At 73.4% G+C, this 23,320-nt stretch carries 31 protein-coding genes and 1 pseudogene; 17 read left to right on the forward strand and 15 right to left on the reverse strand.

Features of this window, described 5'->3' with window-relative positions; translation table 11 throughout:
• Nucleotides 1-4: 4 nt before the first annotated feature.
• The gene (locus tag ACFWBY_RS05150; protein ID WP_385330204.1) at nucleotides 5-955 is read left to right on the forward strand and encodes an EamA family transporter; all 951 of its coding nucleotides are present in this window, start codon (nucleotides 5-7) and stop codon (nucleotides 953-955) included.
• A gap of 34 nt (nucleotides 956-989) precedes the next feature.
• Here ACFWBY_RS05150 and ACFWBY_RS05155 read toward each other — a convergent pair whose 3' ends face one another.
• Genes ACFWBY_RS05155 through ACFWBY_RS05165 form a run of 3 tightly spaced genes read right to left on the reverse strand, consistent with a single transcriptional unit; the run spans nucleotide 990 to nucleotide 3,306 of the window.
• The gene (locus tag ACFWBY_RS05155; protein WP_385330207.1) at nucleotides 990-1,364 is read right to left on the reverse strand and encodes a YbjQ family protein; all 375 of its coding nucleotides are present in this window, start codon (nucleotides 1,362-1,364) and stop codon (nucleotides 990-992) included.
• A gap of 48 nt (nucleotides 1,365-1,412) precedes the next feature.
• On the reverse strand, nucleotides 1,413-2,075 hold the full coding sequence (locus ACFWBY_RS05160; RefSeq protein WP_385330210.1) for a response regulator: 663 nt from the start codon (nucleotides 2,073-2,075) through the stop codon (nucleotides 1,413-1,415).
• Nucleotides 2,076-2,103: 28 nt separating this feature from the next.
• Nucleotides 2,104-3,306, reverse strand: a complete 1,203-nt coding sequence (locus ACFWBY_RS05165) for a sensor histidine kinase (protein ID WP_385330213.1) — start codon at nucleotides 3,304-3,306, stop codon at nucleotides 2,104-2,106.
• Nucleotides 3,307-3,765: 459 nt separating this feature from the next.
• On the opposite strand from ACFWBY_RS05165, the gene ACFWBY_RS05170 reads away from it, so the two are divergent.
• Nucleotides 3,766-4,257 (forward strand): hypothetical protein, encoded by a 492-nt coding sequence (locus tag ACFWBY_RS05170; RefSeq protein WP_385330216.1) that lies wholly within the window; start codon nucleotides 3,766-3,768, stop codon nucleotides 4,255-4,257.
• A 124-nt stretch (nucleotides 4,258-4,381) separates the two neighbouring features.
• Complete coding sequence (locus tag ACFWBY_RS05175; RefSeq protein ID WP_385330218.1) at nucleotides 4,382-5,065, forward strand: hypothetical protein; 684 nt, start codon at nucleotides 4,382-4,384, stop codon at nucleotides 5,063-5,065.
• A 39-nt stretch (nucleotides 5,066-5,104) separates the two neighbouring features.
• Here the strand turns inward: ACFWBY_RS05175 and ACFWBY_RS05180 are convergent, their stop codons facing one another.
• From ACFWBY_RS05180 to ACFWBY_RS05190, 3 genes are read right to left on the reverse strand one after another with little or no spacing between them, the layout of a single operon-like run.
• Nucleotides 5,105-5,467, reverse strand: a complete 363-nt coding sequence (locus ACFWBY_RS05180; RefSeq protein ID WP_385330302.1) for an NTP pyrophosphohydrolase — start codon at nucleotides 5,465-5,467, stop codon at nucleotides 5,105-5,107.
• A 43-nt stretch (nucleotides 5,468-5,510) separates the two neighbouring features.
• The gene (locus ACFWBY_RS05185) at nucleotides 5,511-6,479 is read right to left on the reverse strand and encodes an AAA family ATPase (RefSeq protein ID WP_385330221.1); all 969 of its coding nucleotides are present in this window, start codon (nucleotides 6,477-6,479) and stop codon (nucleotides 5,511-5,513) included.
• 3 nt (nucleotides 6,480-6,482) lie between these two features.
• Nucleotides 6,483-7,691 (reverse strand): RNA ligase, encoded by a 1,209-nt coding sequence (locus tag ACFWBY_RS05190; RefSeq protein ID WP_385330224.1) that lies wholly within the window; start codon nucleotides 7,689-7,691, stop codon nucleotides 6,483-6,485.
• Between the two features lie 289 nt (nucleotides 7,692-7,980).
• On the opposite strand from ACFWBY_RS05190, the gene ACFWBY_RS05195 reads away from it, so the two are divergent.
• The gene (locus ACFWBY_RS05195) at nucleotides 7,981-8,709 is read left to right on the forward strand and encodes a YoaK family protein (RefSeq protein ID WP_385330226.1); all 729 of its coding nucleotides are present in this window, start codon (nucleotides 7,981-7,983) and stop codon (nucleotides 8,707-8,709) included.
• A 60-nt stretch (nucleotides 8,710-8,769) separates the two neighbouring features.
• Here the strand turns inward: ACFWBY_RS05195 and ACFWBY_RS05200 are convergent, their stop codons facing one another.
• Both ACFWBY_RS05200 and ACFWBY_RS05205 read right to left on the reverse strand, forming a co-directional pair.
• Nucleotides 8,770-9,735, reverse strand: coding sequence for a tellurite resistance/C4-dicarboxylate transporter family protein (locus ACFWBY_RS05200; RefSeq protein WP_385330229.1), 966 nt, complete (start codon nucleotides 9,733-9,735; stop codon nucleotides 8,770-8,772).
• Nucleotides 9,736-9,867: 132 nt separating this feature from the next.
• Nucleotides 9,868-10,302, reverse strand: a complete 435-nt coding sequence (locus ACFWBY_RS05205) for an adenylyltransferase/cytidyltransferase family protein (protein ID WP_385330232.1) — start codon at nucleotides 10,300-10,302, stop codon at nucleotides 9,868-9,870.
• A 216-nt stretch (nucleotides 10,303-10,518) separates the two neighbouring features.
• Here ACFWBY_RS05205 and ACFWBY_RS05210 point away from each other — a divergent pair, with 216 nt between their 5' ends.
• Nucleotides 10,519-10,929: a hypothetical protein gene (locus ACFWBY_RS05210; RefSeq protein WP_385330235.1), complete on the forward strand. Its 411-nt coding sequence runs from the start codon at nucleotides 10,519-10,521 to the stop codon at nucleotides 10,927-10,929.
• Nucleotides 10,930-10,986: 57 nt separating this feature from the next.
• On the opposite strand, the pseudogene ACFWBY_RS05215 reads toward ACFWBY_RS05210, so the two are convergent.
• From ACFWBY_RS05215 to ACFWBY_RS05225, 3 genes and pseudogenes are all read right to left on the reverse strand, one after another.
• Nucleotides 10,987-11,186, reverse strand: a pseudogene (locus tag ACFWBY_RS05215) (cyanate hydratase); the annotation flags it as partial.
• 25 nt (nucleotides 11,187-11,211) lie between these two features.
• Entirely contained in the window at nucleotides 11,212-12,741 is a 1,530-nt protein-coding gene (locus tag ACFWBY_RS05220) for a hypothetical protein (RefSeq protein ID WP_385330238.1), read from the reverse strand.
• 882 nt (nucleotides 12,742-13,623) lie between these two features.
• Nucleotides 13,624-13,953 carry a hypothetical protein gene (locus tag ACFWBY_RS05225; RefSeq protein WP_385330240.1) on the reverse strand — a complete coding sequence of 110 codons (330 nt, stop codon included), beginning with the start codon at nucleotides 13,951-13,953 and terminating at the stop codon, nucleotides 13,624-13,626.
• A gap of 162 nt (nucleotides 13,954-14,115) precedes the next feature.
• On the opposite strand from ACFWBY_RS05225, the gene ACFWBY_RS05230 reads away from it, so the two are divergent.
• The 4 genes from ACFWBY_RS05230 (at nucleotide 14,116) to ACFWBY_RS05245 (ending at nucleotide 16,271) form a co-directional block, all read left to right on the forward strand.
• Nucleotides 14,116-14,490: a hypothetical protein gene (locus ACFWBY_RS05230; RefSeq protein WP_385330242.1), complete on the forward strand. Its 375-nt coding sequence runs from the start codon at nucleotides 14,116-14,118 to the stop codon at nucleotides 14,488-14,490.
• Nucleotides 14,491-14,632: 142 nt separating this feature from the next.
• Nucleotides 14,633-15,292, forward strand: a complete 660-nt coding sequence (locus ACFWBY_RS05235; protein ID WP_385330245.1) for a nucleotidyltransferase family protein — start codon at nucleotides 14,633-14,635, stop codon at nucleotides 15,290-15,292.
• The gene (locus ACFWBY_RS05240; RefSeq protein ID WP_385330248.1) at nucleotides 15,289-15,543 is read left to right on the forward strand and encodes a hypothetical protein; all 255 of its coding nucleotides are present in this window, start codon (nucleotides 15,289-15,291) and stop codon (nucleotides 15,541-15,543) included. The genes ACFWBY_RS05235 and ACFWBY_RS05240 overlap by 4 nt, the downstream gene beginning before the upstream one ends.
• The gene (locus ACFWBY_RS05245) at nucleotides 15,540-16,271 is read left to right on the forward strand and encodes a metallophosphoesterase (protein WP_385330251.1); all 732 of its coding nucleotides are present in this window, start codon (nucleotides 15,540-15,542) and stop codon (nucleotides 16,269-16,271) included. Before ACFWBY_RS05240 ends, ACFWBY_RS05245 begins: the two co-directional genes overlap by 4 nt.
• Here ACFWBY_RS05245 and ACFWBY_RS05250 read toward each other — a convergent pair.
• The 3 genes from ACFWBY_RS05250 to ACFWBY_RS05260 form a co-directional block, all read right to left on the reverse strand.
• Nucleotides 16,265-16,648 carry an ATP-binding protein gene (locus ACFWBY_RS05250; RefSeq protein ID WP_385330254.1) on the reverse strand — a complete coding sequence of 128 codons (384 nt, stop codon included), beginning with the start codon at nucleotides 16,646-16,648 and terminating at the stop codon, nucleotides 16,265-16,267. The genes ACFWBY_RS05245 and ACFWBY_RS05250 overlap by 7 nt on opposite strands.
• The gene (locus ACFWBY_RS05255) at nucleotides 16,645-16,908 is read right to left on the reverse strand and encodes a hypothetical protein (protein WP_385330257.1); all 264 of its coding nucleotides are present in this window, start codon (nucleotides 16,906-16,908) and stop codon (nucleotides 16,645-16,647) included. The genes ACFWBY_RS05250 and ACFWBY_RS05255 overlap by 4 nt, the downstream gene beginning before the upstream one ends.
• A gap of 188 nt (nucleotides 16,909-17,096) precedes the next feature.
• Nucleotides 17,097-17,333, reverse strand: coding sequence for a hypothetical protein (locus tag ACFWBY_RS05260; RefSeq protein WP_385330259.1), 237 nt, complete (start codon nucleotides 17,331-17,333; stop codon nucleotides 17,097-17,099).
• Between the two features lie 325 nt (nucleotides 17,334-17,658).
• Between ACFWBY_RS05260 and ACFWBY_RS05265 the strand changes: the two genes are divergently transcribed.
• The 7 genes from ACFWBY_RS05265 (at nucleotide 17,659) to ACFWBY_RS05295 (ending at nucleotide 22,220) form a co-directional block, all read left to right on the forward strand.
• A complete protein-coding gene (locus ACFWBY_RS05265; RefSeq protein ID WP_385330262.1) occupies nucleotides 17,659-18,138 on the forward strand; it encodes an STAS domain-containing protein in 480 nt (159 codons plus the stop codon).
• 127 nt (nucleotides 18,139-18,265) lie between these two features.
• Nucleotides 18,266-18,619 (forward strand): PRC-barrel domain-containing protein, encoded by a 354-nt coding sequence (locus ACFWBY_RS05270; RefSeq protein WP_385330265.1) that lies wholly within the window; start codon nucleotides 18,266-18,268, stop codon nucleotides 18,617-18,619.
• A 59-nt stretch (nucleotides 18,620-18,678) separates the two neighbouring features.
• Nucleotides 18,679-19,752, forward strand: coding sequence for a glutathione S-transferase family protein (locus tag ACFWBY_RS05275; protein WP_385330304.1), 1,074 nt, complete (start codon nucleotides 18,679-18,681; stop codon nucleotides 19,750-19,752).
• A gap of 17 nt (nucleotides 19,753-19,769) precedes the next feature.
• The gene (locus ACFWBY_RS05280) at nucleotides 19,770-19,925 is read left to right on the forward strand and encodes a DUF6131 family protein (RefSeq protein WP_385330267.1); all 156 of its coding nucleotides are present in this window, start codon (nucleotides 19,770-19,772) and stop codon (nucleotides 19,923-19,925) included.
• 209 nt (nucleotides 19,926-20,134) lie between these two features.
• Entirely contained in the window at nucleotides 20,135-20,368 is a 234-nt protein-coding gene (locus ACFWBY_RS05285; protein WP_385330269.1) for a DUF6213 family protein, read from the forward strand.
• 174 nt (nucleotides 20,369-20,542) lie between these two features.
• Nucleotides 20,543-21,292, forward strand: coding sequence for a VOC family protein (locus ACFWBY_RS05290; RefSeq protein WP_385330272.1), 750 nt, complete (start codon nucleotides 20,543-20,545; stop codon nucleotides 21,290-21,292).
• Between the two features lie 109 nt (nucleotides 21,293-21,401).
• A complete protein-coding gene (locus ACFWBY_RS05295) occupies nucleotides 21,402-22,220 on the forward strand; it encodes a class I SAM-dependent methyltransferase (RefSeq protein WP_385330275.1) in 819 nt (272 codons plus the stop codon).
• 60 nt (nucleotides 22,221-22,280) lie between these two features.
• On the opposite strand, the gene ACFWBY_RS05300 is transcribed toward ACFWBY_RS05295, so the two are convergent.
• The gene (locus tag ACFWBY_RS05300) at nucleotides 22,281-22,769 is read right to left on the reverse strand and encodes a flavin reductase family protein (protein ID WP_385330277.1); all 489 of its coding nucleotides are present in this window, start codon (nucleotides 22,767-22,769) and stop codon (nucleotides 22,281-22,283) included.
• A 255-nt stretch (nucleotides 22,770-23,024) separates the two neighbouring features.
• Between ACFWBY_RS05300 and ACFWBY_RS05305 the strand changes: the two genes are divergently transcribed.
• On the forward strand, nucleotides 23,025-23,204 hold the full coding sequence (locus ACFWBY_RS05305; RefSeq protein WP_385330280.1) for a CsbD family protein: 180 nt from the start codon (nucleotides 23,025-23,027) through the stop codon (nucleotides 23,202-23,204).
• Nucleotides 23,205-23,320: the final 116 nt, after the last annotated feature.

Consider the following 23,320-nt stretch of genomic DNA (forward strand, 5'->3'; position numbering starts at 1 on the left):
CGGTATGAACACATCACCCGCCCCGCTGCGCGACCTCGCCCCCGGCATCGCCGGCATGGCGCTCGTCGGCAGCAGCGTCACCGTCTCCCGGTCCCTCGTCGACGCCCCGCTGTTCGGCGTCCAGGCCGTCCGTTACGCGGCGGCCGCGCTGCTGCTGCTCGCCCTGGCCCGCGCGGCCCGCGTGCGGATCGTGCTGCCGCGCGGCCGGGAGTGGCTGTGGCTGGCGGGCATCGCCGCGACGGGGCTGGTGCTCTTCAACGTGGCCGTCGTCCGGGGCGTCGCGCACGCCGAGCCCGCCGTCATCGCCGTCGCGGTGGCCTCCGTGCCGATCCTGCTCGGGGTGATGGGCCCGCTGCTGGAGGGCCGCAGGCCCAGCCGCCGGGTACTGCTCGCCGCGCCGGTGGTGGTCGCGGGGGCGGTACTGGTCGAGGGCACGGGCCGGACCGACGCCGCCGGGGTGGGCTGGGCCGCGCTCGCGCTGGGCTGCGAGGCGGGATTCACCCTGCTCGCGGTGCCGGTGCTGCGCCGCCACGGCGCGTGGGGGGTGTCGTTGCACGCGGTGTGGATGGGCGCGGTGATGCTGGCGGTGCTCACCGCGTGCGTCGAGGGGCCCGCGGAGCTCCTGGCGGTCAGCCCGCGCCAGTGGGCGGCCACCGGATACCTCGCCGTCATGGTGACGGCCGTGGCCTTCCTCCTCTGGTACCGCACGGTGGCCGCGGTGGGCTCCGGCCGGGCCGGGCTGCTGACCGGGGTGGCGCCGCTCGCCGCCGCGGGCGCGGGCGCCGTGACCGGCAGCGGGGTGCCGGGCCCGGCGGTGTGGCTGGGCCTGGCCGTGGTGATCGCCGGGCTCGCGGCCGGGCTGCGGCCGGAGCCCGCACCGGCGACGGCGGCGCCGGCCATGCCCGCGCCGGCCTCGCGAGAGCCCCGTAACGCCCAGGAGCCGGCCGCCCCTTGAGACGGCCTGGTGCGGAGCCGGTCCGCGTACCGGCCTACGTGCCGGCGGGCACCAGGACGACGGCCGTCCCGTACGCGCACACCTCGGTGCCGACGTCGGCGGCGTCGGTCACGTCGAAGCGCATCATCAGCACGGCGTTCGCGCCGCGCGCCTTCGCCTGCTCGATGAGCCGCTCCATGGCCTGGTTGCGGGTCTGCACCAGGGTCTTGGTGAGACCCTTCAGCTCACCGCCGATCATCGACTTCAGACCCGCGCCGATCTGGCTGCCCAGGTGGCGGGAGCGCACCGTGAGGCCGAAGACCTCGCCGATGACCCGCTCGACCCGGAAGCCGGGAACGTCGTTCGTCGTCACGACCATGACGCCGGTCTGCTGCGCGCCGGGACCGCCGCCGTAATCTTCGATACCCATGGCTCCCATGCTGGCGGCGCCGGTCGCCGCCCGCATCCGGAAGGGCGCTCAGGAGAGCCGGGCGGCGATGCCGGACTCGTGGGCCACGACCACGGCCTGTGCGCGGCTCGCCAGCCCCAGCTTGCTCATGCAGCGGTGGACGTGGGTCTTGACGGTGGCGGCGCTGAGGACGAGGCGTCCGGCGATGTCGGCGTTGGACAGGCCCGCGCCGACCAGGCCGAGGACCTCGCGTTCGCGCGGGGTCAGGGTGTCCAGTCCGGGGCGCGGGGAACGGGCCCCGGCCGGCGCGGTGTACGCCTGCACCATCCCGCGCAGGGCCCCGGGGCTGAACAGCATCTCGCCGGCGTGGACGGTGGCAATGGCGGCCAGCAGCCGCTCCGGCGGGGTGTCCTTGAAGAGGAAGCCGCCGGCTCCGGCCCGCAGGGCCCGGAAGACGTACTCGTCGGAGTCGAAGGTGGTCAGCACGAGCACCTTGGGGCGTGCGCCGGGCTCCGCGGCGGCCAGGATCCGCTCGGTCGCGGTGAGCCCGTCGGTTCCGGGCATCCGGATGTCCATGAGGACCACGTCGGGGCGGGTCTGCGCGGCGAGCCGCACCGCCGCCTCGCCGTCCTCGGCCTCGCCGACGACCTCGTAACCGGGTGCGGCGGTGAGCAGCGCGGTCAGTCCGGACCGGATCAGGAACTGGTCGTCGACGACGAGGACGCGCAGCACGGTCCCTCCTTCTTTCTCGGGGAGCGCCTCAGGCGTCACGGCCGGCCCGGGGCACGGGTACGCGCAGGCTGACCTCGAAGCCGCCCTCGGGGGCCGGCTCGGCGGTCAGCGTGCCGTGGTAGATCATCGCCCGCTCGCGCATGCCGGTCAGACCTTGGCCGCGGGCCCCGGCGGCGGGCGCTCCCGTACGAGCGGGGACGCGCGGGGATCCGTTCCCGTCGTCCTTGACCCGTACGCGGACCTCGTCCTCGGCGTAGTGCACGCGGACGGTCGTATGCGCGGCCGGGGCGTGTTTGAGCACGTTCGTCAGGGCCTCCTGGACGACGCGGTACGCGCAGAGGTCGATCCCGGGCGGCAGGGCGTACGCCGTCCCAGTGATCGCGACGTCGACCGGCACGCCCGCCGCACCCACCCGGCGGACCAGCTCGCCGAGGCGCCCGAGCCCTGAGACCTCTGCCACCCCCTCCTCGGCGGGCGCCGAGGAGTCCTCGCGGAGCACGACGAGCATCCGGCGCATCTCGGCCAGGGCCTCGTGGGCGCTGGAGCCGATGGTGTCCAGGGCCCGGCGGGCGGTCGGCGGGTCGGAGGAGAAGACGTACCCGGCGAGTCCGCTCTGCACGGAGATCACCGAGACGTGGTGCGCGATGACGTCGTGCAGTTCGCGGGCGATCTGGATGCGCTCCGCGACGACGGCCCGGCGGGCCTTCTCCTCCTGTTCGAGCCGGAGCCGGCGGGTCAGGTCACGAAGCCGCCTGGAGCCGTCGCCGGCGACCCAGCAGACGGTGGTGGCGACGGTCACGAAGCCGACGCTGAGCGGGCCGATGCCCGGTTCGGCGAGCCGGGTGCCCCAGAGAAGGACCAGGAGCGAGACGGCGGCGCAGCGGACGGAGACGCGGCGCGGCCGCAGGGCGGCGACGGTGTAGAGGGCGAGGAGCATCCCGCAGACGGCGGGGACGTGGTAGTAGCCGAGGGTGAAGTAGGCGGCGACGCCGAGTCCGGTGCTCACCAGGACGGCCACGGGGAAGCGGCGGCGCAGCACGAGCGGCAGGTAGACGGCGCCGAGAAGCCCATGGGCGAGCATGTCGGTGTCACGCCAATAGCCCTCTGGGTCAGGCCAGTTGGCGAGCATGGAGGTGGAGATCCAGAGCGAGCCGAGCGCGTACGCGATCTCGACGGCGGCGGGTCGCACGGCGCGGAGCCCGGCCACAGCCGGATGCGCGGACAACTGCACGTCGAACCCCCTTGTGTACACCCCTGGTTGTACAGGGTCGCCGCCCCTGGGGGTAGCCGGAGTTCAACCCTTGGATGGGCGAGAGCACGAGCGGGTCCCCGTAGATTTCCTCGGGCCGGTACCAACCGGCAGTGGCCCTGTCCCCCCGGGGGCCCGCCATGCGGCGCCGTGCCCGTTCGGGGGCGGGCACGGCCCCGCCCGCCCGCTGCCACGTCCGCTCCGCCCCTCCGCCCTGCCGCGCCCCGCCGTTCGCTCGACGCCGAGGGCAGACGCGCGCCGGCGGGCCATAGGGGAACGACCCGGGAATATCTCACCAGATTGGGCATATCGGGCTAAGTTACGGTGCGTCAGCCGCACTGCGCGCGTCCGCGTCGCCATAGTCGTCGGTGGCAACCGCCTGGTTGCCGCCCCGCGTCGCGTTCCGCGGCCGGGCGGACGTCTTCTCAGAGGAGCCGGCTCATGCTGAAGCCCACCAGGACCATCCTCGCTCTCGCCGCCGGAAGCCTGGTGCTCGGCCTGGTAGGGGCGGGTGCGGCAATCGCGGACGAGGACCCGATCGCCGACGACCCGGGCCAGGAGAACATCGTGGACGATCGGGAGGAGGACGACGAGGACGGATACCCCGAGCGTGAGCGCGAGCGCGAGCACGCCCGCGGCATCGTCATCTCGCACGGCCCGCTGACCGTGCGCAGCAAGCCGACCACCCACGCGCACAAGGTCGGCCGGGTGTACCCCCACCAGAAGCTCACCATCGAGTGCAAGAAGCGCGGCGAGCGGGTCGACGGCAACAACCTCTGGTACCTCCTGGACGGCAAGCGGGACCGCGAGCGGGACGAGGACCGCATGGCCGGCGCCCCCAAGGACGCGAAGTCCGCCGTGAACGGCCACGGCCACTGGGTGTCGGCCCGCTACATCAAGAACATCACCCCGGTGAAGTACTGCCGGTTCTGATCCCGTCGCACGCCCGTGGTGCCCGCTCCCGGTCGACGAACTGGCGTGCGGGCCGCGGAGCAGGTAGAAAAAGACGCTGTTCCCGCAGGCAGACGGCCTGCGGGTAGAGCGAAGGACAGACTCGGTGCCCCGTACCGCACGATCGAACCAGCCGGCTTCCTTGACGCTGCTCGCCGCCGTCACGGCGGCCGCGGCCGCTCTCGGCGGGTGTTCCGCATCGGACGGGAAGACGGACCGGGCGGAGGCACCCTCGAGCGGTTCGCCGAGCGCCGCTCCCTCCGCCGGCGCCGCGACCACCACGACACCCTCCGCCCCGCAGTCCCCGGACGCGTCCGCCGCCCGGGGCCCGCAGTCGGCCCGGAGCTGGCCGGACGTCTCCACCGTCCTCCTGAAATGGCGGCAGCAGCCCCGCGGGACCGCCGCTCCCGACGCGGAGGCCGTCCACTCGAAGTCGCTCGGCCTGCTCAACGACGCCGAGACGCGCTACGGCTCCGAGAAGGGCTCCAAGTGCTGGCCCGAGCGGCCGACCTCGCTCACCGCGCTGTGCGCCGACAACGCAGCCAAAGCCGCCGAGACGGCCAAGACCTCGCTGACCCGGATCGCCCACGAGGATCAGAACTCCTTCACCACCCTGCGCGCGAACGCCGACAAGGTCGTCAAGGCCGCCGAGTTCTACGCGTCCCGCTCCTGCGCGAATGCCCCCGCCGGTCAGGCCGAGCGCGACGCGTGCTGGGACGCCGGCTGGACCGTCGCCCAGGCCTATCCCCTGCTGCGCGACGGGTTCAACGCCTCCCTCCAGGCCCGCTGACCGCGGACGGCGCGACCGACCGCGGACGGCGCCGGCGGCTCACGCGTCCGGCCTCACGGCCCTCGGCCCCACGCACCGCGCGCCGAGGGCGCCGACCCGCTCGCGCAGTTCCCGGTCCGCCGTGACCACGACACACTCCTCGTGCCGCGCGCGGGCGGCCTCGGCCAGCTCCACGATCCGGTCGTCGCCGCTCCCGGGCGCCGCGTCCACCCGTACGCCGGGCACGGACTCGACGCCCCGGGCGGCACCTTCGACGACGAGGATGATCTCCTCGCCCTCGTCCCGCCGGGCCAGCAGGTCGCGCAGCCGTTCGGCGGCTCCGCGCCGGTCGCGCCACCAGCCGTCCGGCACGGACCCGACGACATTGGCACCGTCCACGATCAGGACGTTCACCGCGTTCAGAGCGTTCACCGCCCCAGTATGGGCAAACGGGCCGGTCCGCAACCTAGAAGTCGCCGTAGTTGACCTGCCAGGTCGCCAGACCCATCCGGCGCCAGATCGCCACGACCCGGTCGCGGTCGTCCAGGGAGACCCGGACCGCGTACCGGCCGCGTACGTGCGCGTTGAACAGCTCCGCCTTCACGATGTCGTCGCGCCGCGTGTCGCCCGCCGCGCGCATCCACAGCTCGTCGTAGGGGACTTCGTGCTCCCGCAGCCAGGCCTCGGTCGGCTCCCGGTACTCCTCGCCCCGCCCGGAGAGCAGCACGATCGTGTCGCCGTCGGCGCGCCGGAAGGAGTCCAGGGCGTCGCGCACCGGCTTGTTGAGGGTGTCGAGGCCGCAGCGCGTGAAGTCGTACGGATTGCGGTCGCCGGTCATGGCGAGCGTGCCGTCGATGTCGCACATGACCGCCGCCGGCAGCGCCGGGTCGGCGACGTAAGCGGACACGTCGGGCTGGTCGTTGAGCCAGTCCGCGGTGAGCCGCCAGCCGCCCTTGCGCGCCTTGGCGTGCTTGTCGGCGAGTATCCGGATGATCTCCTCGCCGACTTGGCGCTCGCGCGCGGCATCGCGCCGCAGGCACTCCTCCACCGGTACCCCGGTGTAGTCGTGCACGACGAAGGTGGCCCGCCCCGCGACCGCGGCCTTGAGCCGCTTGGGGATGTGCGAGGTGAGGTGCGTGTTGTCGACGACCACGTCGAATCCGCCCTCGACGGCCGCGCTGACGGCCGCGTCCTGGATGTCGAGCACGGTCTGCTCGTGCTTGTACGAGCGCCCGCGCTCGGGGTCCGGCACGTCGAGCATGGACCGCAGGTCGTCGAGGTTGACGCGGCGCATCCGGCCGCCGGACTCCGCCTGGAGGGCGCGCGCGGCGGTCGTCTTCCCGGAGGCCGGCAGACCCGTCATGACGTGGACCACCGGGAGTGCGGGGGCCACGGCCGGGGGTGCGGGGGTCTCGGTTGCGGGGACTTCGGACACGGCTCAGTTCTCCTCGTCGTTCGTGAAGGGGTCGGACGTTGCGGGCCGCACCTGCCGCCAGCTGACGAGCTCGGTCGGCTTGCCGTCCAGGCGCTGGAACAGCGCGCCGCGGATCCCGCTGTCGCGCAGTCCCCGGGCGGCGCGCGCGAACGCGCCCCGGTCGTCGGCCAGATGGGCGAGGGAGGCGTACGCCTCGTCGATGGCGCGCTCGCGGAGCGCGGCCTCCTCCTCCAGTCGCTCGATCACCGAGCGTACCCACTGGTCGAACTCGTCGGGGACCTGCTCCAGCAGTGCGTCGAGCGGCTTGCCGCCCGACGCCTCGATGTCGGCGACCGTGCAGTTGAGGCCCTGGGCCAGCTGTTTGGCCGGGAGGCCGGCGAACCGCTGGATGCCGTGGCCGCGCCAGATGTCCCGTTCGGTCACGCCGGTGAGCACCTTGTGGAGCCGTACGTACTCGGCGATCTTCGCCTTGGCGCGGACGCCCGAGGCGAAGCGCAGTACGAAGCCCTCCGCGTCGGTGCCGGTCGCGCCGGCGCCGCCGGGCAGGGTGCTGGAGGCGGTCAGCGCGAGCAGCTCGTCGAGCGGCATCGCGGGCCACAGGGTGACGACGGAGCCGATGCCCTGCCAGTGGCCCGCGGCCTCGGCGAGCGGCACCTCGGCGCCGTCCGCCGCGTAGGCGGCGAGCAGGACGAGGTCGCGGCGCTCGCCGTAGTCGACGACGATGCGGTTCTGCGGGTACAGGATCTCCGCGAGGTAGGTGGTGCCGGGGACCAGGGCGGAGGTGTCCCGCCGGTCGAGGCGCCGCTGGGCCCAGGTGGCCTGGGTGCTGGTGAAGGAACCCTTGGACGCGGCCCGCCACTTCCCCGCGTAGTGGAAGAGCACGCCGAGGCTGCCGTCGACCTTGTCGTACACCTCGAACGGCTCGTCCGGCAGGGCGGGCGCGTACGGCTGGTCCGACTCGTGCTCACCGACGTTGAAGAACTTGGGCAGCGGCAGCGCGACGACCGCGCCGCTGACGTCGTCGGCGACGAGGCCGCGGCAGATCGTGGTGACCTGGTTCCAGACCCGCTCGTACTGGGCGGTCCGGGTGTAGGTGTAGAGGGACAGCGGCAGCTCGGGGTGTGACTTGCGGGTCACGTATCCGGCGTCGATGGCCTCGGTCAGCGCCTGTGCGGGCATCAGGTCGTGCAGAGTCAGGCGGTCCTGGCTCATGGGGTTCCTCCCGGTTCGAGATGCCTCATTCTCGGGGGTGGAAGGACCAGGCCGAAACCGAATATCCGCTCGTCACCGCAGGTCTGCGGCTCGAACCGGGCCGGGGAGCCCTGCGGGTCGCTGCTTCGATCAGGGTCCCGGGTCGCTACCTTTTCCGGTGACGACGCCCCCTTCTCCCGCCTCCCCCCGGTGTGCGAGGTCCCTTCGCCTCCGGCGGGGGTCCCGATCCCGTCCACCGCGGGCGTGTGCTCCGCGAAGCCGGACCACACGCCATGACCAAGGGGGCACCATGACCTCGACCGAGCGGCGGCGCGGGATCCTGCGGCCGCTGGCGGCGCTCCTGTTCCCTCCGGAGCCGGGGGGCGCCGGGTCCGCGCACGGGGTGCTGCCGCCGCTGCTGATCGTCCTCACCTTCGTCAGCGGGGTGGTGGACGCGGTGAGTTACCTGGACCTCGGCCACGTCTTCGTCGCCAACATGACGGGCAACGTCGTGTTCCTCGGCTTCGCGCTCGCCGGAGACCGGTCCCTGTCCGCCCCGGACTCCCTGCTCGCCGTCGGCGCGTTCCTGACCGGGGCGCTGGCCGCGGGCCGGCTGCGGCGCGCCACCGCGGCCGACCGCATGTTCGCACCGCTGGTCGCGGCGCAGACCGTACTGGTGGGCGCGGCGCTCGTCCTGAAGGCCGCCGGCGCGGGGCCGCCGCCCGTCATCGCCCTGCTCGCCCTCGGCATGGGCCTGCAGAACGCCGTGGTGCACCGGCTCGCGGTGCCCGATCTGACCACCACCGTGGTCACCCGGGCCCTGACCGGGCTGGCGGCCGACCGGTGGGGGCCCGCGTCACTGCGCCGCCTCGTGACGGTCGTGTCCTTGTTCCTGGGGGCGCTGGCCGGCGGCCTGCTGACCCTGCGCCACGGCGCGCTCTGGGCACTCGTCTTGGCCGTCGCACTGCTGGGCTGCGTCGTTCTCACCCGGTGGCGGGGCGGCGGTGAGCGGCGGGCCGACGGCGGGCCGCGCCCGTAGGACGCCCCGGGCGGCCGCCTCCTCCCCGGGTGCCGGGCTCCGCGTCCGCGTCCCGGCCGGTCATCGCGGGCCGTCCGCGGATCCGCGACCCCGGCCGCGGATCCGGTAGAGCAGGAAGGCGGCGAAGGTCAGCAGCCAGGCCCCGACCGCGATCCACAGCAGCACCTCGCCGAGGGGGCGCAGCCACCGGACACCGGTCGGGCCGGCGGCGGCGACGCAAGCGGTCGCCGTCATGCCGAGCGGGAAGACGCTCGCCCAGCGCCGGGTGTCGTAGCGCGTGCGCGGCGCGGCCGCCTCGGCCGCCATGAGGACGACGTACCAGGCCAGGGAGAGGCCGAGGGTCACCAGGGTGACGGTACGCAGCCCCGTGTGCGCCCAGCCCGTCCACAGGGGTGACGCCGTGAGTCCGGACGCCGCGAGGGCCGTGATGGACAGCGCCCCGCCGGCCACCCAGTGGTCGCCCGCGCCCGCGAACACCTCGCGGAAGTCGAAGCGCACCAGGGCCGCGACGTACAGCAGCAGGCCCAGGCAGAAGGCGGCGAGTGCGGCGCGGCCCAGCCACTCGTGCCCTGTGGTCGCGGCCAGGGTGCCCGCCAGGACGGCGAGCCCCTGGGTCGCCACGCAGACGAGGAAGGCCGCGCCGGGCATCCGCCGCCCCCAGTGCCCCAGTACGGTGAACAGCAGCCCGGGCCAGATCGCGGCGGCGAGGGCCAGCAGCGCCCCGGCCACGGCCTGCCATCCGAGGAGGGAGAGCCGGGCGCCGAGTACGGTCGTGGCGGCGACGGCGGTGAGCGCCGCGGGGGTGTCGGCCTCGGCGCGGAAGCGTCGACGGTCGCCGAGCAGCCGGGCGGCGAAGTCGGCGGCGAGTACGCACCACAGTGCCGCGCAGACGGCCAGCGTGACCAGAGAGAGGGCGTCGTGCCCGGTCAGGCGCAGGCCGACGGAGAGGATCCCGGGGGCCATGGCGGCGGCCCCGGCGGCCGGTGACAGCTCGGCCCACCACCGGGCGCCCGCGGAAACTCGCACCCTCCCAGCGGACACCACGGCGCCGGGTGACGCCGTTGCGGCGCGCCACCGGGCAGCGACGACGACCCTTCCGGGTGCCGGTCGCCCCGTCACGAGGCCTTGCTCTTGCGGCTCGTCCGGGCCGCGACGCGATCAGCGCCGGTCGCCGGTTTCGACCAGTACCTGGAGCAGCTTGCGCAGGGTCGTGCTGGAGACGTGCATGGTGTACGGGAGGTAGACGACCTCGACCCCCACCTCCGCGAAGTCGCGCTCCCACTGGGCGCCGCGGAGGGTGCCCTTCCAGTCCTCGCCCTTGAACAGGCGGTGGAAGCCGACCTGTCGCCAGGCCTCCATCTTCTCGAGCGTGGTGTCGACGACGGCCTCGTCGACGTACTTGAGCGAGCTCACGATCTCCAGCCGCTCGTGGAGCGGGACGACCGGGGCGTGCCCCTTGTGGCCCGCGGCCTCGTCGGTCAGTACGCCCGCCACGAGGTGGTCGCACTGGCCGCGGGCGTGCCTGAGGAGGTTCACGTGTCCGATGTGGAAGAGGTCGAACACGCCGGACGCATAGCCGACAACGCGAGACACGACACTCCCCAAGACCAGGACGACCTCCCCGAAGACCCGGGGGCACCGCGATCGTAAGGCACGGTGGCGGGAAGGCAATACAGGTGGCCCGGGGGTGGGTGACCTGCGCCGTCCGCTATCCGGAATCCGGATTCCGGTGTGTGCGCGGACCGTCCCGGCCGACTTCCCGGGTGCGCCCCGGCCTTCCCGCCGCCCGGGTTCTGAGACCCTGGAAGCATGGACGCACCCACCCGTGGCGCATGGCTCCGCGCCGGAATCAGCCGCGACGGCGGCCCGCTCGTGGAGACCGGGCACGTCGTGTGGATCCAGTCCGGCGCCTTCTACGCGGACAGCCGCGGATTCGCCGGGACGACCTCGTACGACGGTGAGCGGGTCACTTTCCACCACGACGTCGGCGCGCCCGGCCACGACGTCGGAACCCTGCGGGGCGAGGGCAGCCGCATGATCGAGACGGGCACCAACCTCGACGGCAGCACCTTCCTGGAGGTCTGGACACCGCTGCCCGGCAGCGGCGGTCCGGCCGGCTCCTGGACCGTCGCCGGCACCCAGACCGTGCGGGTGGGCGACCAGGTCGTGCACGTGGACGCGGACGGCCGCGGGACGCACTTCGTCCTCACCGAGGACTGAACGGCCGGCGGCCGGCCGGCGCGCGGCTGCGTCCGCACCGCCGGACCGCGCGCCTCGGAACGGCCTCGTCGGGAGGTACTTGCCGTCCAGGGTGACGACCGCGCGCTCGCCGCCCTCGGGGTCGGCGACCTTCCTCGCGTCCAGTGTGGAGTTGATCGCGCTGATGATGCCGTCGCCGAACTCCTCGTGGACAGGGCCTTCAGCGTGGTCCCGTACACCTGGAGCATCTCGTGGAACCGGTAGATCGTCGGGTCACTCCGTCAATCGATTCGGCCGGAGGAACTAGCCGCCCTTCAGTCGGCGGACCATCTCATCGGAGACGCGTCGTTGCAGCTCGGCCAGCTGTTCCGGGGTGTACGCGGTGAGGTCGCCGGGGTCTGCGGGGGTCGCGGGGTTCTCCGTCTTCTGTTTCTGCTTCTCCTGCTCCCTGCGCTGGAGTTCGCGCTCCTCGGGCGAGCCGGGTGCCGCGTACGCGCACCGGATGAGCGCTCCGTCAGCCGCCTTCAGACAGGTCGCCTCACGGCCGTCCACCTGGCCCCTGCCCTCCACCCGGTAGCGGATGTTCTGCTCGCTGCCGACCGTTGCGGTCCACGTGCTGCCGCCGGTGGGCACGACTTCGAACACCCTGTCGTCGTTGTAGCAGCAGACGTCCCGGTACTCCGCCTTGACGAGTGCGACGAGCGCCTTCGGTGACGACCACGTCGGACTGAGTCGGTGGACGGTCATCGGGGCGAGCCCGCCTCCCCGGTGGCGGGTCGGCACGGTCGACACGGCAACGACCGAGCTGGCTTCGCCCTGCGGGGTGAGCGGGGTGACGTACGCGCTGCGGCCGCTCGCGTCGCGGTACTGCAGGGTGAACTCCGACTCGTTGCCCTCGTTGGCACCGTCCTCGGACTCGTCCCAGCCGCTGCGCTCGAACCACCAGTCGGCGAAGCTGCCGACCGCCGCGGTTCCCTCCCGCTGCCGGGCCGCGAGGCTCAGGGGGTACGAGGGTCCGGGCACCGCGGCCGTGTCGGTCGTGATCGTGAGCTTTCCGGTCCGTCCGTCGTACAGCGCGAGTCCGGCGGGCCGTTCGGTCACCACCAGGATTCCGGTCTGTCGCTTCAGCGGGACGACCACGATCGGCGTGGCGCCCTCGCAGGTCACGTAGGCATCGTCGGCATCGAAGCGCAGCCAGCGCTTGCGCGCCGAGATCTCCCGGCCGAGGTTGTGGTTGAACCAGCCGCCGATCCGCGCGTCGGCCTTGTCCAGGTCGAACGCACAGCGCTGCTGGGTACGGCTGTTGCCGCCGAGCGGAATGTCCTGCACGAGGCCGACCTCGTATCCGGACAGCCAACCCCGCCGTTCGACCAGGGTCGCGAACCGGTCCGAGTCCGGCAGGTAGGTGATGTCGGAGATCTCGCCGGTGACGTCACCCAAGTGGGGAGCGGCCTGCGCCGTGCCGACCACGTAGGGCGCCCGGGCCGACAGCTCGGGCACCGCCTCGGTCACGATCCGCACGCCGTGCATGTACTCCCGGTCCTGGAGGTACGCCCCGTACACCAGCCACCAGACCGCGACGCCGAGTCCCAGGACTCCGCACAGCCATCCGAGGGCCACCGCCGCGCCGCCACCGCCGCCGTGCTCCTTACCGCGGAACCGTTTCACCAGCAGCCACAGCAAGGTGACGATGCAGGCCCCCAGCAGGGGCGCCGCCAGCCAGGAGAGGATCTTGCGCGCCTCCCAGACCACGATGGTGGTGTAGTACGAGGCGTACCAGAGGACGAAGCCCACCAGAAGTACGGGAAGCCCCACCCGCAGTGCCCGACCCATCCGCGCCCCCCGACGTCAGCCTGCCAGGGTGTGTACCCCGCCGCGGGGCGGGTCAGTCGCGCTGGCCGGAGCGGGCTCCCCGCGAACGGCCGGCCCCGTCGGCCCCCGCCGGCCGACGGGGGCCGCTCCGAGGGTCAGAGGCCGCCGGTGAACAGCAGTTGGTTCGGGGTGCCCTTGCTGACGCTACCCAGGACGTCCTTGGGGGACTCGTCGGCGAGGAACTCGGCGATCTCCGCCGGGGCTGCCGAGGGGTGCTCGGCCTTGTAGAGGGCGGCGACGGGACATGGCGGTGCCCGGGCCCACCGGAAGACCGGTAGGCCCGGGCACGTGGTCGCCGTCGCGCCGCTTCCCCCGGTCTCAGGTGACCGGTTCGGGGGCCGGCACGGGCCCGGGCAGCGGGCCCGGCTGCGGGTGCGGCTCCGGCCGCGGGCCGGGCGACGGGGGATCGGGTTCGGGCTGCGGCGGTGCCGGCGGCACCGGGTCGGGTCCGCCGGGAGCGGGCACCGGACCCGGGAGCGGTCCGGGCTGCGGCCCGGGGCCCGGGCCGGGCGCGGGGGTGGGACTGGGAGGCACGGGGTCGTTGGGCGGCGTGCCCATGGAACCCCCGGGCCACCGGGGCGCGGCCGCCTCCCGCGGGGTGGGGACCGGCGGCGGCTCGGGCATCGGCTCCGGTCCGGGGACGGGCCTGGGAACCGGCCTCGGCGTGTGGGGGTCGACGGGGAAGGGGTTGGCGGGCGGTCCCGCCTTGTCGTACGTCATCACTGGGTCCCGTTGCTCGTAGGGATACGCCCGCGTCGAGGGAGCGCCTGTCCGCCCGGCGCGGGCTCCGGCCTTCTCCCCCGTCCGCGGGTGCCGGCGTTCGACCGGGGCGCGGGGGGGAGATCAGCGGTCGTCGCTCTCCCGGTCGGAACGGCGGCTGCGTGGATCGTGCGGGCGTACCTGCTCCTCGCGTCCGACGCCGGGGCGCTGGCGCTTGGCCGAGTGCCCTTCGGGTTCGGGTTCCTGCCCGCCGGTGTCCTGCCGGCCGGAAGGGCTCCCACCGGTGTCCTGCCCGCCGGCGCCCTGCCGTCGCGTGTCCCGTCGGCCGCTGCTCCGCCCGCCTTCGACGACCGCCCGGTCCGCTTCCCGCCGGGCCTCCTGGTCACCGCTTTCACCGATCGCCTGCGACGGTGTGGTCCGCGGGTGGCGACCGGACTGGCCGTGCTCGCTCATGGCTCACTCCCTTGATCGTCATGCCCCCTCAAGACCGCCTACCCCGCTCGGCCGCGCCCAGACAAACCGGCCCGCCCGGGTCGCGCGCCGCCGGCCCGAGGAGTGATGTCCGCCGGCCCGGGCAGGCACGCCTGGGGGTCTCCCGGAAGGACGGTGAGGGCGATGGCACGTCCGGTGCGCCAGTACGAGTACCTCGTCGCGGTGGAGGCCGAGAACGAGCTGCTCACCTGCCACACGCTGCACTGGGCCGACGAGATCCGCGACCCCCGCAGGGAGATCGGCTCCCTGCCCGGCCGGGTGAAGTCCTCGGCGAAGGAGGTGCGGATGGCGGAGCAGCGCCGTGGAACCAAGGGGAGCGGGGGCGCGGCGAAGAAGCGGCTCGGTTCCGGGCGCGGGGACCTGCGCGAGCTGACGAAGGCGGAGCTCTACGAGCGGGCCACCGCCGCGCAGCTCCCCGGCCGCTCCACCATGACCCGCGAGCAGCTCGTCGCCGCGCTCGGCAAGGCGTCCTCGGCCGGGACGGGCGCGGCCGCCTGACGGGCCGCCCCGCCGCGCGGGGGGCCGGTCCCCGCTCCGCCGCACTCCTCTACTCCTCGGGCCCGAGAGGTTTCGCCGGTCCCGTACGGGTTACCCGCACCCGTATCGGACGTTGTCCGGCGAGCAGACGGTGAGGTATTCCGTGATCCGTCCCGACCTCCACACCCCGGAAGGCTCCGCGCCGACGCGGCCGAGCCGCGCCGCGCCGGACGGCGACCCGCTGCCGAAGGACCATACGCAGGCGATCCTGGAGACCACCAAGCACGTGGCGGCGCTGCTGAAGGGCTCCGGGCTGCCCTTCGCGCTCGCCGGCAGCGTGGCGGCCTTCGCCCACGGGCTGCCTGCGGGGTTCCAGCACGACACGGACTTCTGTGTCCGGCCCGAGGACGCCGAGGCGGCGATCAAAGCGCTGGAGGAGGGCGGCATCGCGATGCGCAGAGCCCCCGAGGACTGGCTGGTCAAGGGCAGGTCGGGCGGGGAGGAGATCGACCTGATCTTCGAACTGGCCCGGCGCCCCGTCAGCACGGAACTCTTGGAGCGGGCGGGCGTCAAGGCGGTGGACTCGGTCTGGATGCCGGTCCTCGCCCCGACCGACCTCATGGACAGCCGCCTGGCCGCACTCTGCGAGCACTACTGCGACTTCGGCGACCTGCTGCCCATGGCCCGGATGCTGCGCGAGCAGATCGACTGGGAGCGGCTGGACCGGGACCACCGGTCGGCCCCGCTGCCCGACTCCTTTCTCTACCTGCTGGAACGGCTCCGCGTCATCGAGCGCGAGGCAAGCACGAAGGACGGGACATGACATCTGCCGAGAGCATCGAGTACCGCATCGAGCATCTGCGCGACCGGCTGGCCCGCGAGGACATCGCCGAGCTGGGCGTACGGATCGACACGCGCGGCGCCCGGACCGTCGTGCGGGGCCGCGTGGCCGACGAGGAGTGCCGTGCGGCCGTCCTGCGGATAGCCGGGGAGGAACTGGCCGGCGCGGACTGGTACGCGGACCTCACGGTGAGCCACCACGGCGCCCCCGACCACCCCGAGGAGCTGTCGTGATACGCGTGGCGGCGGTCGGGGACATCCACCTCGGCCCGGACAGCGCCGGCCTGCTGCGCCCCGCCTTCGACACCCTCGGCGAGTGCGCGGACCTGCTGCTCCTGGCCGGCGACCTGACCCGGCACGGCACCGCGCGGGAGGCCCGGGTGGTGGCCGGCGAGGTCGCCGCGCTGGCGGTCCCCGTGGTCGCGGTACTCGGCAACCACGACTACCAGAGCGACCAGGAGGAGGCCGTCGCCCGGCAGCTGACCGATGCCGGGGTGCACGTCCTGGAGGGCGACGGCGTGGTCCTCGACGTCGGCGGGACGAGGGTGGGGGTCGCGGGCACCAAGGGCTTCGGCGGAGGCTTCGCCGGCCGCAGCGGCAGCGAGTTCGGCGAGCCGGAGATGAAGTCGTTCATGCGCTACAGCCGTTCCTGCGCCGAGGGGCTCTCGAAGGCGCTGCGCGAACTCCGGGACGGGGGCAGCACGCTGCGCATCGCGCTCACGCACTACGCCCCCGTGCCGGACACCCTTGCCGGGGAGCCGCGGGAGATCTACCCCTTCCTCGGCAGCTACCACCTGGCGGAGGCCATCGACGAGGCCGGAGCGGACATGGCCGTCCACGGGCACGCCCACCTCGGCACCGAACACGGTATGACGCCGGGCGGTGTCCACGTCCGGAACGTGGCGATGGCCGTCATAGACCGGGCCTTCGCCGTGTACCACCTCTCCCCCGGCCCTCAGTGAGGGACGCGGACGTGGATGGTCTTGCCGCCGCTCGGATGGTGGAGGATCCTCACGTCGGTCCCGAGGCGGTTGACGAGGTGCCAGCCCCATCCGCCCTCGGCCTGCTGGTCGATCCGTCGGGGCTGCGGCTCGGCACTGCTGGTGTCCGTGACGGCGATGTCGATGCCCTCCGGCCGCACGTCGAGGTCAAGGGCGCAGCCACCGCTCGTGTGGCGCAGGGCGTTGGTGACGAGTTCGCTGATCAGCAGCACCGCGGCGTCCAGGTCGACGGGCGGGAGGGGCTCGTCCGCGCACGTGTGGGACGCGAAGAAGTTCCTGGCCGCCTGCCGGGCGTCGGCCGCGGCGCCGCGGCCGTGCAGGTCCACGTGGAGGGTCATGGAACCGGTCGGGCCGCCCGGCCCGGGGTGATGCCGGCGGTGGCGGCGAGCATGCCGCAGGCGGTGTCGACCATGGCCTTGCCGGAGAGGGCGGCCCGGCTGCGGGTGACGATGTCCGCTGCCCGGAGCGGTTCGCACTGCCAAGCAATGACGGCGGTGGTCGCCACGTCGGCGGGGCGCAGCTTTCCGCGGGCGTTGACGTCGAAAGCCGCTTCGGTCACGGATTGTCCGTTGGCGAAGTCGGGGTGGACAGGATCCACGGCCATCACCTCCACCCGCCTGGCCCCGCTCTCCCATCTTCGCGCACGTTCGGGGGCCCGCGTCCTCACACCACACCGGGGTACCTACCCCCGGGTGTAGGCGCCGACTCACGTGCCCGGGCAGGGATGGCCGGGCGAGGGCGGCGTGTGGCGGGACGGGCTCGTCGCGAGCCGTTCGCCGATGGTGGTCAGTACGCCGACCGGTCGGCGGCCCATGCCCGGACGAGGCCCGCGGGCTCGGCCGTGTCGCGGTCACTGCTCCGCGCGCCGTCCAGTTCGAGGAACCGGACCGCGGGCGGCACGAGGGTCAGGGCGTGCCCGAGGAATTCCGTGCGGACGGGCGCGGTGACCGCGCGCCCGTCGGGGCAGAGCGTGGGAACGGCGAAGGATCCCAGGCACTGGATCTGGGCGGTATGGGGCTTCATCGGGCTTCCCCGGATCGGGGTGGCAGCCCTGGAGAGCAGGCCCCGTGGGTCCGCGGGTCCGGAGCGCGGCGGGCGCCGTGCATAGGTCCGGCGTTCAAAGCCGCGACGGCACCGCAAGATCATGCCGCGGCCCGTCCCGGAGGGCGGCGGGTCACCGAAGCCTCGAATCGACGGAACCAGGCTGGTCCATCCCTCCCACCATCCCACGGATGGGAGTGGCGGAGGGTTCTCCGACGGAGCGAATGACGAAGGTACGCTGGTACCCCGAGGTGGATCCGGGGCAAGCGTTCGACACGGTTCCCGGCCTGGCGAGGCGGAAGACGCGATGGACCCCACCGACAGCGGCGCCCTGCAGATCACCCTCCGGCGCTACGGACCGACCGCGCACCTGACCCTGGTCGGCGACCTCGATCAGGAAGCCGGAGAAGCGATCGCGGGGGTGCGGAGCGCCGTCCTGCGCGACGATGTCGTCGTCATCGCCTGCGACGTCCACCACGTGCCCTTCATGGACGTCTCCGGCCTGCGCTGCCTCCTCGACCTGCGGGAGCAGGCCCGCGAGCACGGCATCACGGTGCTCGCCTACAACTGGCAGCCCCAGCCCATGAACCTCCTCTACCTCTTGGACCGCCTCGAACCCGGCCACGGCACCCGGCTGCGGGCCCTGCGCGACATCCCGGGCGAGCGCGACGGAGCCCGGCGCGTCCTCGGCGCCGACACCGCCCGTGAGACGTCCGCGCTCGTGGGCGCGGACCGCCGCGGCTCCGCCCGCCGGCCCGAGCCGGGTCCCCCGCCGCCGGCGCGCTGACGCGCCCGCGCCCGCGCTGCGTGCGTGCGTGCCCGGCCCGCCGCGACGGCGTGCGTAGCGCCGGCCTTTCTGGGGAGACGCCCGGGGAACGGTGAGACCGTCGGCACGCGCAGAGGAGGGATGGGCCATGACCGAGGAAGAGATGTGGGGCTACCACCAGGACGCCGGACACGAGCAGGGAACCGACCTCGTCGGCTACAAGGTGGAAGCCACCGACGGCAGCATCGGAAAGGTCGACAGGCACTCCGAGGACGTCGGCGCGTCCCACCTCGTGGTCGACACCGGTGTCTGGATCTTCGGCAAGCACGTACTGCTCCCGGCCGGCACCATCGAGCGCATCGACACGGCCGAGCAGAAGGTCTACGTCAACCGGAGCAAGGAGCAGATCAAGAACGCCCCCGAGTTCGACGAAGGCAAGTACGGCGGCGGGCCGAACTACCTGGACCAGTTCGCCCGGCACTACAACCAGCCCCACACGTAGCCCATGAGTGCCACGGGTGAGGCGGCCGCGAGGGCGGGCGGGGGTCCGTCGTGAGCTACGTGAGCGCGGGCGGAGCGTACGCGCGCGACAGCAGGTACATCACGACCCGGATCACCGCCGACGGCCGCGAGGGGTTCCCCGTCGAGCCGGGCCGCTACCGGCTCGTGGTCAGCCGGGCCTGCCCCTGGGCGGGACGGGCGGTCGTCGTACGACGGCTCCTGGGGCTGGAGGCGGTGCTGCCGATGGCCGTGGCCGGTCCGACGCATGACGAGCGCAGCTGGTCCTTCGGCCTGGACCCCGGCGGCCGCGACCCCGTCCTCGGCATCGCGCTGCTCCGCGACGCGTACCTCGCCCGCGACCCCGGCTACGACCGGGGCGTCACGGTGCCGGCGGTCGTCGACGTACCGACGGGCGCGGTGGTGACCAACGACTTCGCGCGGATCACGGTCGACATGTCGACGGAGTGGACGGCCTACCACCGCGCGGGCGCTCCCGACCTCTACCCGCTCGCGTTGCGGCCGGAGATCGACGCCGTGAACGAGGAGGTCTACGCCGATGTGAACAACGGCGTGTACCAAGCCGGTTTCGCCGGGTCCCAGGAGGCGTACGCCTCGGCGTACGCGCGCCTGTTCGCCCGCTTCGACCTGCTCACCGAGCGGCTCAGGACGTCCCGCTACCTGGTCGGCGACCACATCACCGAGGCGGACGTACGGCTGTTCACGACGCTCGTCCGCTTCGACGCCGTGTACCACGGCCACTTCAAGTGCAACCGGCAGAAACTGTCGGAGATGCCGGTCCTGTGGGGCTACGCGCGAGACCTGTTCCAGACTCCCGGATTCGGCGACACGGTCGACTTCGACCACATCAAGCGCCACTACTACCTCGTGCACGAGGACATCAACCCGACGGGCATCGTGCCGGCCGGCCCGGACCTGTCGGGCTGGCTCGCGCCGCACGACCGGGCCTCGCTGGGCGGCCGCCCCTTCGGAGGCGGGAGCGCCCCCGGGCCGGTCCCTCCCCAGGAGGCCGTACCGGCCGGGCACACACCCCTCGGACGTGCGTATGCCGAGGTCAGCCCAGGCGGGGCCACCGGATCACACATTGCGCGGCCGGAACGGGGCAGAAGCGGTTAGGGAGATCGGAGAAAATCATGATCGCACTCGGAATCATCCTGTTGATCCTCGGCTTCATCTTCGGAATCTCGATCCTATGGACCATCGGAATCATCCTGGTCGTCGTCGGCGTCGTGTTGTGGATCCTCGGAGCCGTCGGGCACGGGGTCGGCGGACGACGCCACTATTGGTAGGAGTACGACATTACGGGCGAGCCGGCGGTGGACACCGCCGGCTCGTTCGTCGGCGCCGGCTCCTCCTCTTCCTCTTCCCGCCTCCGGCCCCTTCTTTCCCGCCGGGCCGGGCCGGTGCGGGGGAACCGCCGCTCGACGGTTGCCGCTCGGCCGATGGGGTAGCCGCCCGGAAGGCAACATCCACGAAGGCTCCCCGGGGAGGCGGTTTCATGATCCAGGTATCGATTCCGCTCATCCCTGCGGACGACGGCATGCTGCTGATCCCCGCCGACCACGTCACCGACCTCCTGCGCCGCCTCGCGGCCGACTGGCTGGAATCGACGAACACCGGCGAGATGCGTGCCGACGAGCAGACCGTCCTGGACCTGGCGGGCGTGATGACCGAGCTCGCCGATCAGATCGACGTCGAATGCATCGGGTTCGCCTCGATTCCGAACCTGTAAGGGCGCCCGTTCCCGGGCCGTCCCCCGCACCGCCCGTCCGGGCGCGCTCCGCTACGGGGGCGGCGGGCCCGCGAGTACCGTGGGAGGGGACCGGGTCGCATCAGGCGAATGAGGTTGAACGGCGTGTCGACATCAAGTCACGAGACATTCGGTGCACCGTGCTGGGTCAGTCTCATGACCCGCGACCTCGGTGCCGCCCAGGAGTTCTACGGGGCGGTCCTCGGCTGGGATTTCCGCCCCGGCCGCCTCGGTGACGGCTACTGCGTCGGATTCCTCGACGGGGTCCCGGTGGCCGGCCTCGGCGCCCTGGCTGAGGCACTCTCGATCCCCGTGGCCTGGACCCCGTACTTCGCCGTGGACGACGCCGACGTCGCGGCCGCGCGGATCATGGAACGCAGCGGAACCGTCGCCGTCGGCCCCCTGGCCTTCGGTACCGGCCGGGTGGCGCTGGCCGCCGATCGCGACGGGGCGGCCTTCGGAATCTGGCAGGGGGGCGCCATCCCCGACTGGGGTGTCGGCGGCGAGGCGGCTCCCGCGTGGCTGGAGTTGCGCACCAGGAACGCCTTCGACGCCGCCATCTTCTACGGCGAGGTCCTGGAGTGGGCGTGTGAACACGCAGGGTGCTGCGAGGTCGCCTACGCCGAGGAGGACGAGCGCATCCTGTTGCGGCACGCGAACCAGACGGTGGCCCGCCTGCGCGGCGGGGCCCTTGCCGAGGCCCCCGACCCGCACGTGCGGCCGCGCTGGGACGTCCATTTCCGGGTCCCCGACCTGCAAACCGCCGTGAAGACCGCCTTGGGGCTGGGCGGCACCAGCCTCTCCGGCGCGGACCCCGATCCCCTGACCCGCGAGGTCACCCTGCGGGACCCCGACGGCGCCGTGTTCTCCATCGCGGGACCGGACGGGCCCGGACCCGCCTCCTGAACGGCCCTCGCCCTCGCCGCCGCGGGCGAAGCATGCGTTGTCCGGCCCGCGGAGCGTCCGCCCCGCGCGCCCCCGGCTCCCCCGAGGCCGGATCCGGGATCGTGGTGGCATGGAGCAGCGGTCGGACACGTGGGCAGCGGGAAGCGCCTACGAGCGGTACATGGGCCGGTGGAGCCGCCTGGTCGCGGACCGGTTCGTGGAGTGGCTCGACGGGGCGGACGGCCTGCGGTGGCTGGACGTGGGCTGCGGTACGGGGGCCCTGACCGCGACGGTGGCCGCACGCTGCCGGCCCCGGATGCTGCTGGGCCTGGACCGGTCCGCCGGGTTCGTGACCACGGCGCGCGCCGCCGCTCCCGCGCCGACGCGCTTCGCCGTGGCCGACGGGCTGTCGCTGCCGGTGCGCCACGCCGTGTGCGACGTGGCCGTCAGCGGACTGGCGCTCAACTTCTTCTCCGCTCCGGACGCGGCGGTGGCCGAGGCGTCCCGCGTCGTGCGGCCGGGCGGACTGGTCGCCGCGTACGTATGGGACTACGCCGGGGGCATGGCGTTCCTGCGCCACTTCTGGGACGCCGCGGTCGCGCTGGACCCGTCGGCCGCCGCCGTGGACGAGGGCCGCCGGTTCCCCGTGTGCCGCCCGGGTCCGCTCCGGTCGCTGTGGACGGGGGCGGGGCTCGTCGACGTGAGCGTCGCCCCGCTCGACGCGGCCACGGTCTTCTCCGGCTTCGCCGATCTGTGGGAGCCGTTCCTGGCGGGGCAGGGACCGGCCCCCGGCTACGTCGCCACCCTCGCCCCCACGGACCGGGACCGCTTGCGCGACGCGCTCCGCGAGAGCGTGCCGGCGCGGGCGGACGGCTCGATCGCGCTCACCGCCCGCGCGTGGGCGGTCAGGGGCCGGAGGCCGGAGAGGCCGGAGGGGGCCGACGGCTGACGGAGCCGAGCGCGGGATCCCGGACCCGGCGTGCCGCGGGCCCGCCGGGCCGGCGGCGCGTCAGGCCGAATGGCCGGCCTCCACGTCCCGTACGTCGCCGTACCGGAGCAACTCGGCCGCCGCGTCCTCGGGGAGCCCGCGTCCGCCGGTGGGCGCGAGCAGGAAGCCGACGTGGTCGCCGCCCTCGATCCGCTGCTCGATCCGGCCCGTGAACCAGCTCCGCACCCCGCTCAGCACCGGCCCTCCCGCCCCGTCCGGACGCCAGTCGACCCGCGCGAACTTGTCCACCCGATCGCCGCACTCGCCCCCGAAGAGTTCGGCGAGGTCCCGCTGGCCGCGGCCGAGCGCGTGCACGGTGAGGTACGAGGCTTGGCGCGCGACCCGGTAGGTGTGGTTGGCGACGGACAGCCAGACGACGAACCGGGGCGGGTGGATCGAGCACTGCGAGGCGAAGCCCACGAGGCAGCCCGCCCGCTCACCCCCGGCCGCGGCCGTCACGACGTACATCGGGCCGTCGTACAGCCCGTCGAGGATATCCGGCTCGGACATGGCTACTCCTCGTGACATCGGCGGCCCGGCACCCGAGCGGTACCGGTGCCATCCGGCGGCTACCCGCACACCGGCGGGGAATGCGACTGCCCGAGCGGTGCCGCGATGGGGGCGGGCACGACGCGGTGTGAAGGCCGCGGCGTGCGCTCGGGGTGCGCTCGGCCGGGACGACCGGGTGATTCACCCCAATTGCGAGCTATCGACCGTTGACGCATGGTAGTCAGCAGTACCCCCTCAGGAAGGAACGACCTCGTCATGAGCAAGGCAAAGGGCAAGGCCAAGCAGGTCAAGGGAAAGATGAAGGAGACCGCCGGCAGCGCGATGGACGACAAGCGCATGCAGGCGGAGGGACGCACGGAGGAGATGGGCGGCAAGGCCGAGGAGATGGTGTCGAAGGCCGAGGACAAGACGAAGAGGACCAAGGGCCGGATCTGAGGATCCGCCGATCCCCCGGGCCCGGGGGCCCCGCCCCCCCGCGGGGGGCGGGGCCCGGGCGGGGGGTGCACACCCCCCCGCACGGGGGAGGGGCGGGCGGGCGCGTGGGGTGGCGG

The organism is Streptomyces sp. NPDC060049, assembly GCF_042736715.1.
Lineage (GTDB): Bacteria > Actinomycetota > Actinomycetes > Streptomycetales > Streptomycetaceae > Streptomyces.

Bases quoted from the DNA above. Each gene is read 5' to 3' on its own strand.
- ACFWBY_RS05150 (WP_385330204.1), top strand. From the start codon at position 5: ATGAACACATCACCCGCCCCGCTGCGCGACCTCGCCCCCGGCATCGCC.
- ACFWBY_RS05155 (WP_385330207.1), bottom strand. From the start codon at position 1,364: ATGGGTATCGAAGATTACGGCGGCGGTCCCGGCGCGCAGCAGACCGGC.
- ACFWBY_RS05170 (WP_385330216.1), top strand. From the start codon at position 3,766: ATGCTGAAGCCCACCAGGACCATCCTCGCTCTCGCCGCCGGAAGCCTG.
- ACFWBY_RS05190 (WP_385330224.1), bottom strand. From the start codon at position 7,691: ATGAGCCAGGACCGCCTGACTCTGCACGACCTGATGCCCGCACAGGCG.
- ACFWBY_RS05195 (WP_385330226.1), top strand. From the start codon at position 7,981: ATGACCTCGACCGAGCGGCGGCGCGGGATCCTGCGGCCGCTGGCGGCG.
- ACFWBY_RS05210 (WP_385330235.1), top strand. From the start codon at position 10,519: ATGGACGCACCCACCCGTGGCGCATGGCTCCGCGCCGGAATCAGCCGC.
- ACFWBY_RS05220 (WP_385330238.1), bottom strand. From the start codon at position 12,741: ATGGGTCGGGCACTGCGGGTGGGGCTTCCCGTACTTCTGGTGGGCTTC.
- ACFWBY_RS05225 (WP_385330240.1), bottom strand. From the start codon at position 13,953: ATGAGCGAGCACGGCCAGTCCGGTCGCCACCCGCGGACCACACCGTCG.
- ACFWBY_RS05230 (WP_385330242.1), top strand. From the start codon at position 14,116: ATGGCACGTCCGGTGCGCCAGTACGAGTACCTCGTCGCGGTGGAGGCC.
- ACFWBY_RS05240 (WP_385330248.1), top strand. From the start codon at position 15,289: ATGACATCTGCCGAGAGCATCGAGTACCGCATCGAGCATCTGCGCGAC.
- ACFWBY_RS05250 (WP_385330254.1), bottom strand. From the start codon at position 16,648: ATGACCCTCCACGTGGACCTGCACGGCCGCGGCGCCGCGGCCGACGCC.
- ACFWBY_RS05260 (WP_385330259.1), bottom strand. From the start codon at position 17,333: ATGAAGCCCCATACCGCCCAGATCCAGTGCCTGGGATCCTTCGCCGTT.
- ACFWBY_RS05265 (WP_385330262.1), top strand. From the start codon at position 17,659: ATGGACCCCACCGACAGCGGCGCCCTGCAGATCACCCTCCGGCGCTAC.
- ACFWBY_RS05270 (WP_385330265.1), top strand. From the start codon at position 18,266: ATGACCGAGGAAGAGATGTGGGGCTACCACCAGGACGCCGGACACGAG.
- ACFWBY_RS05280 (WP_385330267.1), top strand. From the start codon at position 19,770: ATGATCGCACTCGGAATCATCCTGTTGATCCTCGGCTTCATCTTCGGA.
- ACFWBY_RS05285 (WP_385330269.1), top strand. From the start codon at position 20,135: ATGATCCAGGTATCGATTCCGCTCATCCCTGCGGACGACGGCATGCTG.
- ACFWBY_RS05290 (WP_385330272.1), top strand. From the start codon at position 20,543: ATGACCCGCGACCTCGGTGCCGCCCAGGAGTTCTACGGGGCGGTCCTC.
- ACFWBY_RS05295 (WP_385330275.1), top strand. From the start codon at position 21,402: ATGGAGCAGCGGTCGGACACGTGGGCAGCGGGAAGCGCCTACGAGCGG.
- ACFWBY_RS05300 (WP_385330277.1), bottom strand. From the start codon at position 22,769: ATGTCCGAGCCGGATATCCTCGACGGGCTGTACGACGGCCCGATGTAC.
- ACFWBY_RS05305 (WP_385330280.1), top strand. From the start codon at position 23,025: ATGAGCAAGGCAAAGGGCAAGGCCAAGCAGGTCAAGGGAAAGATGAAG.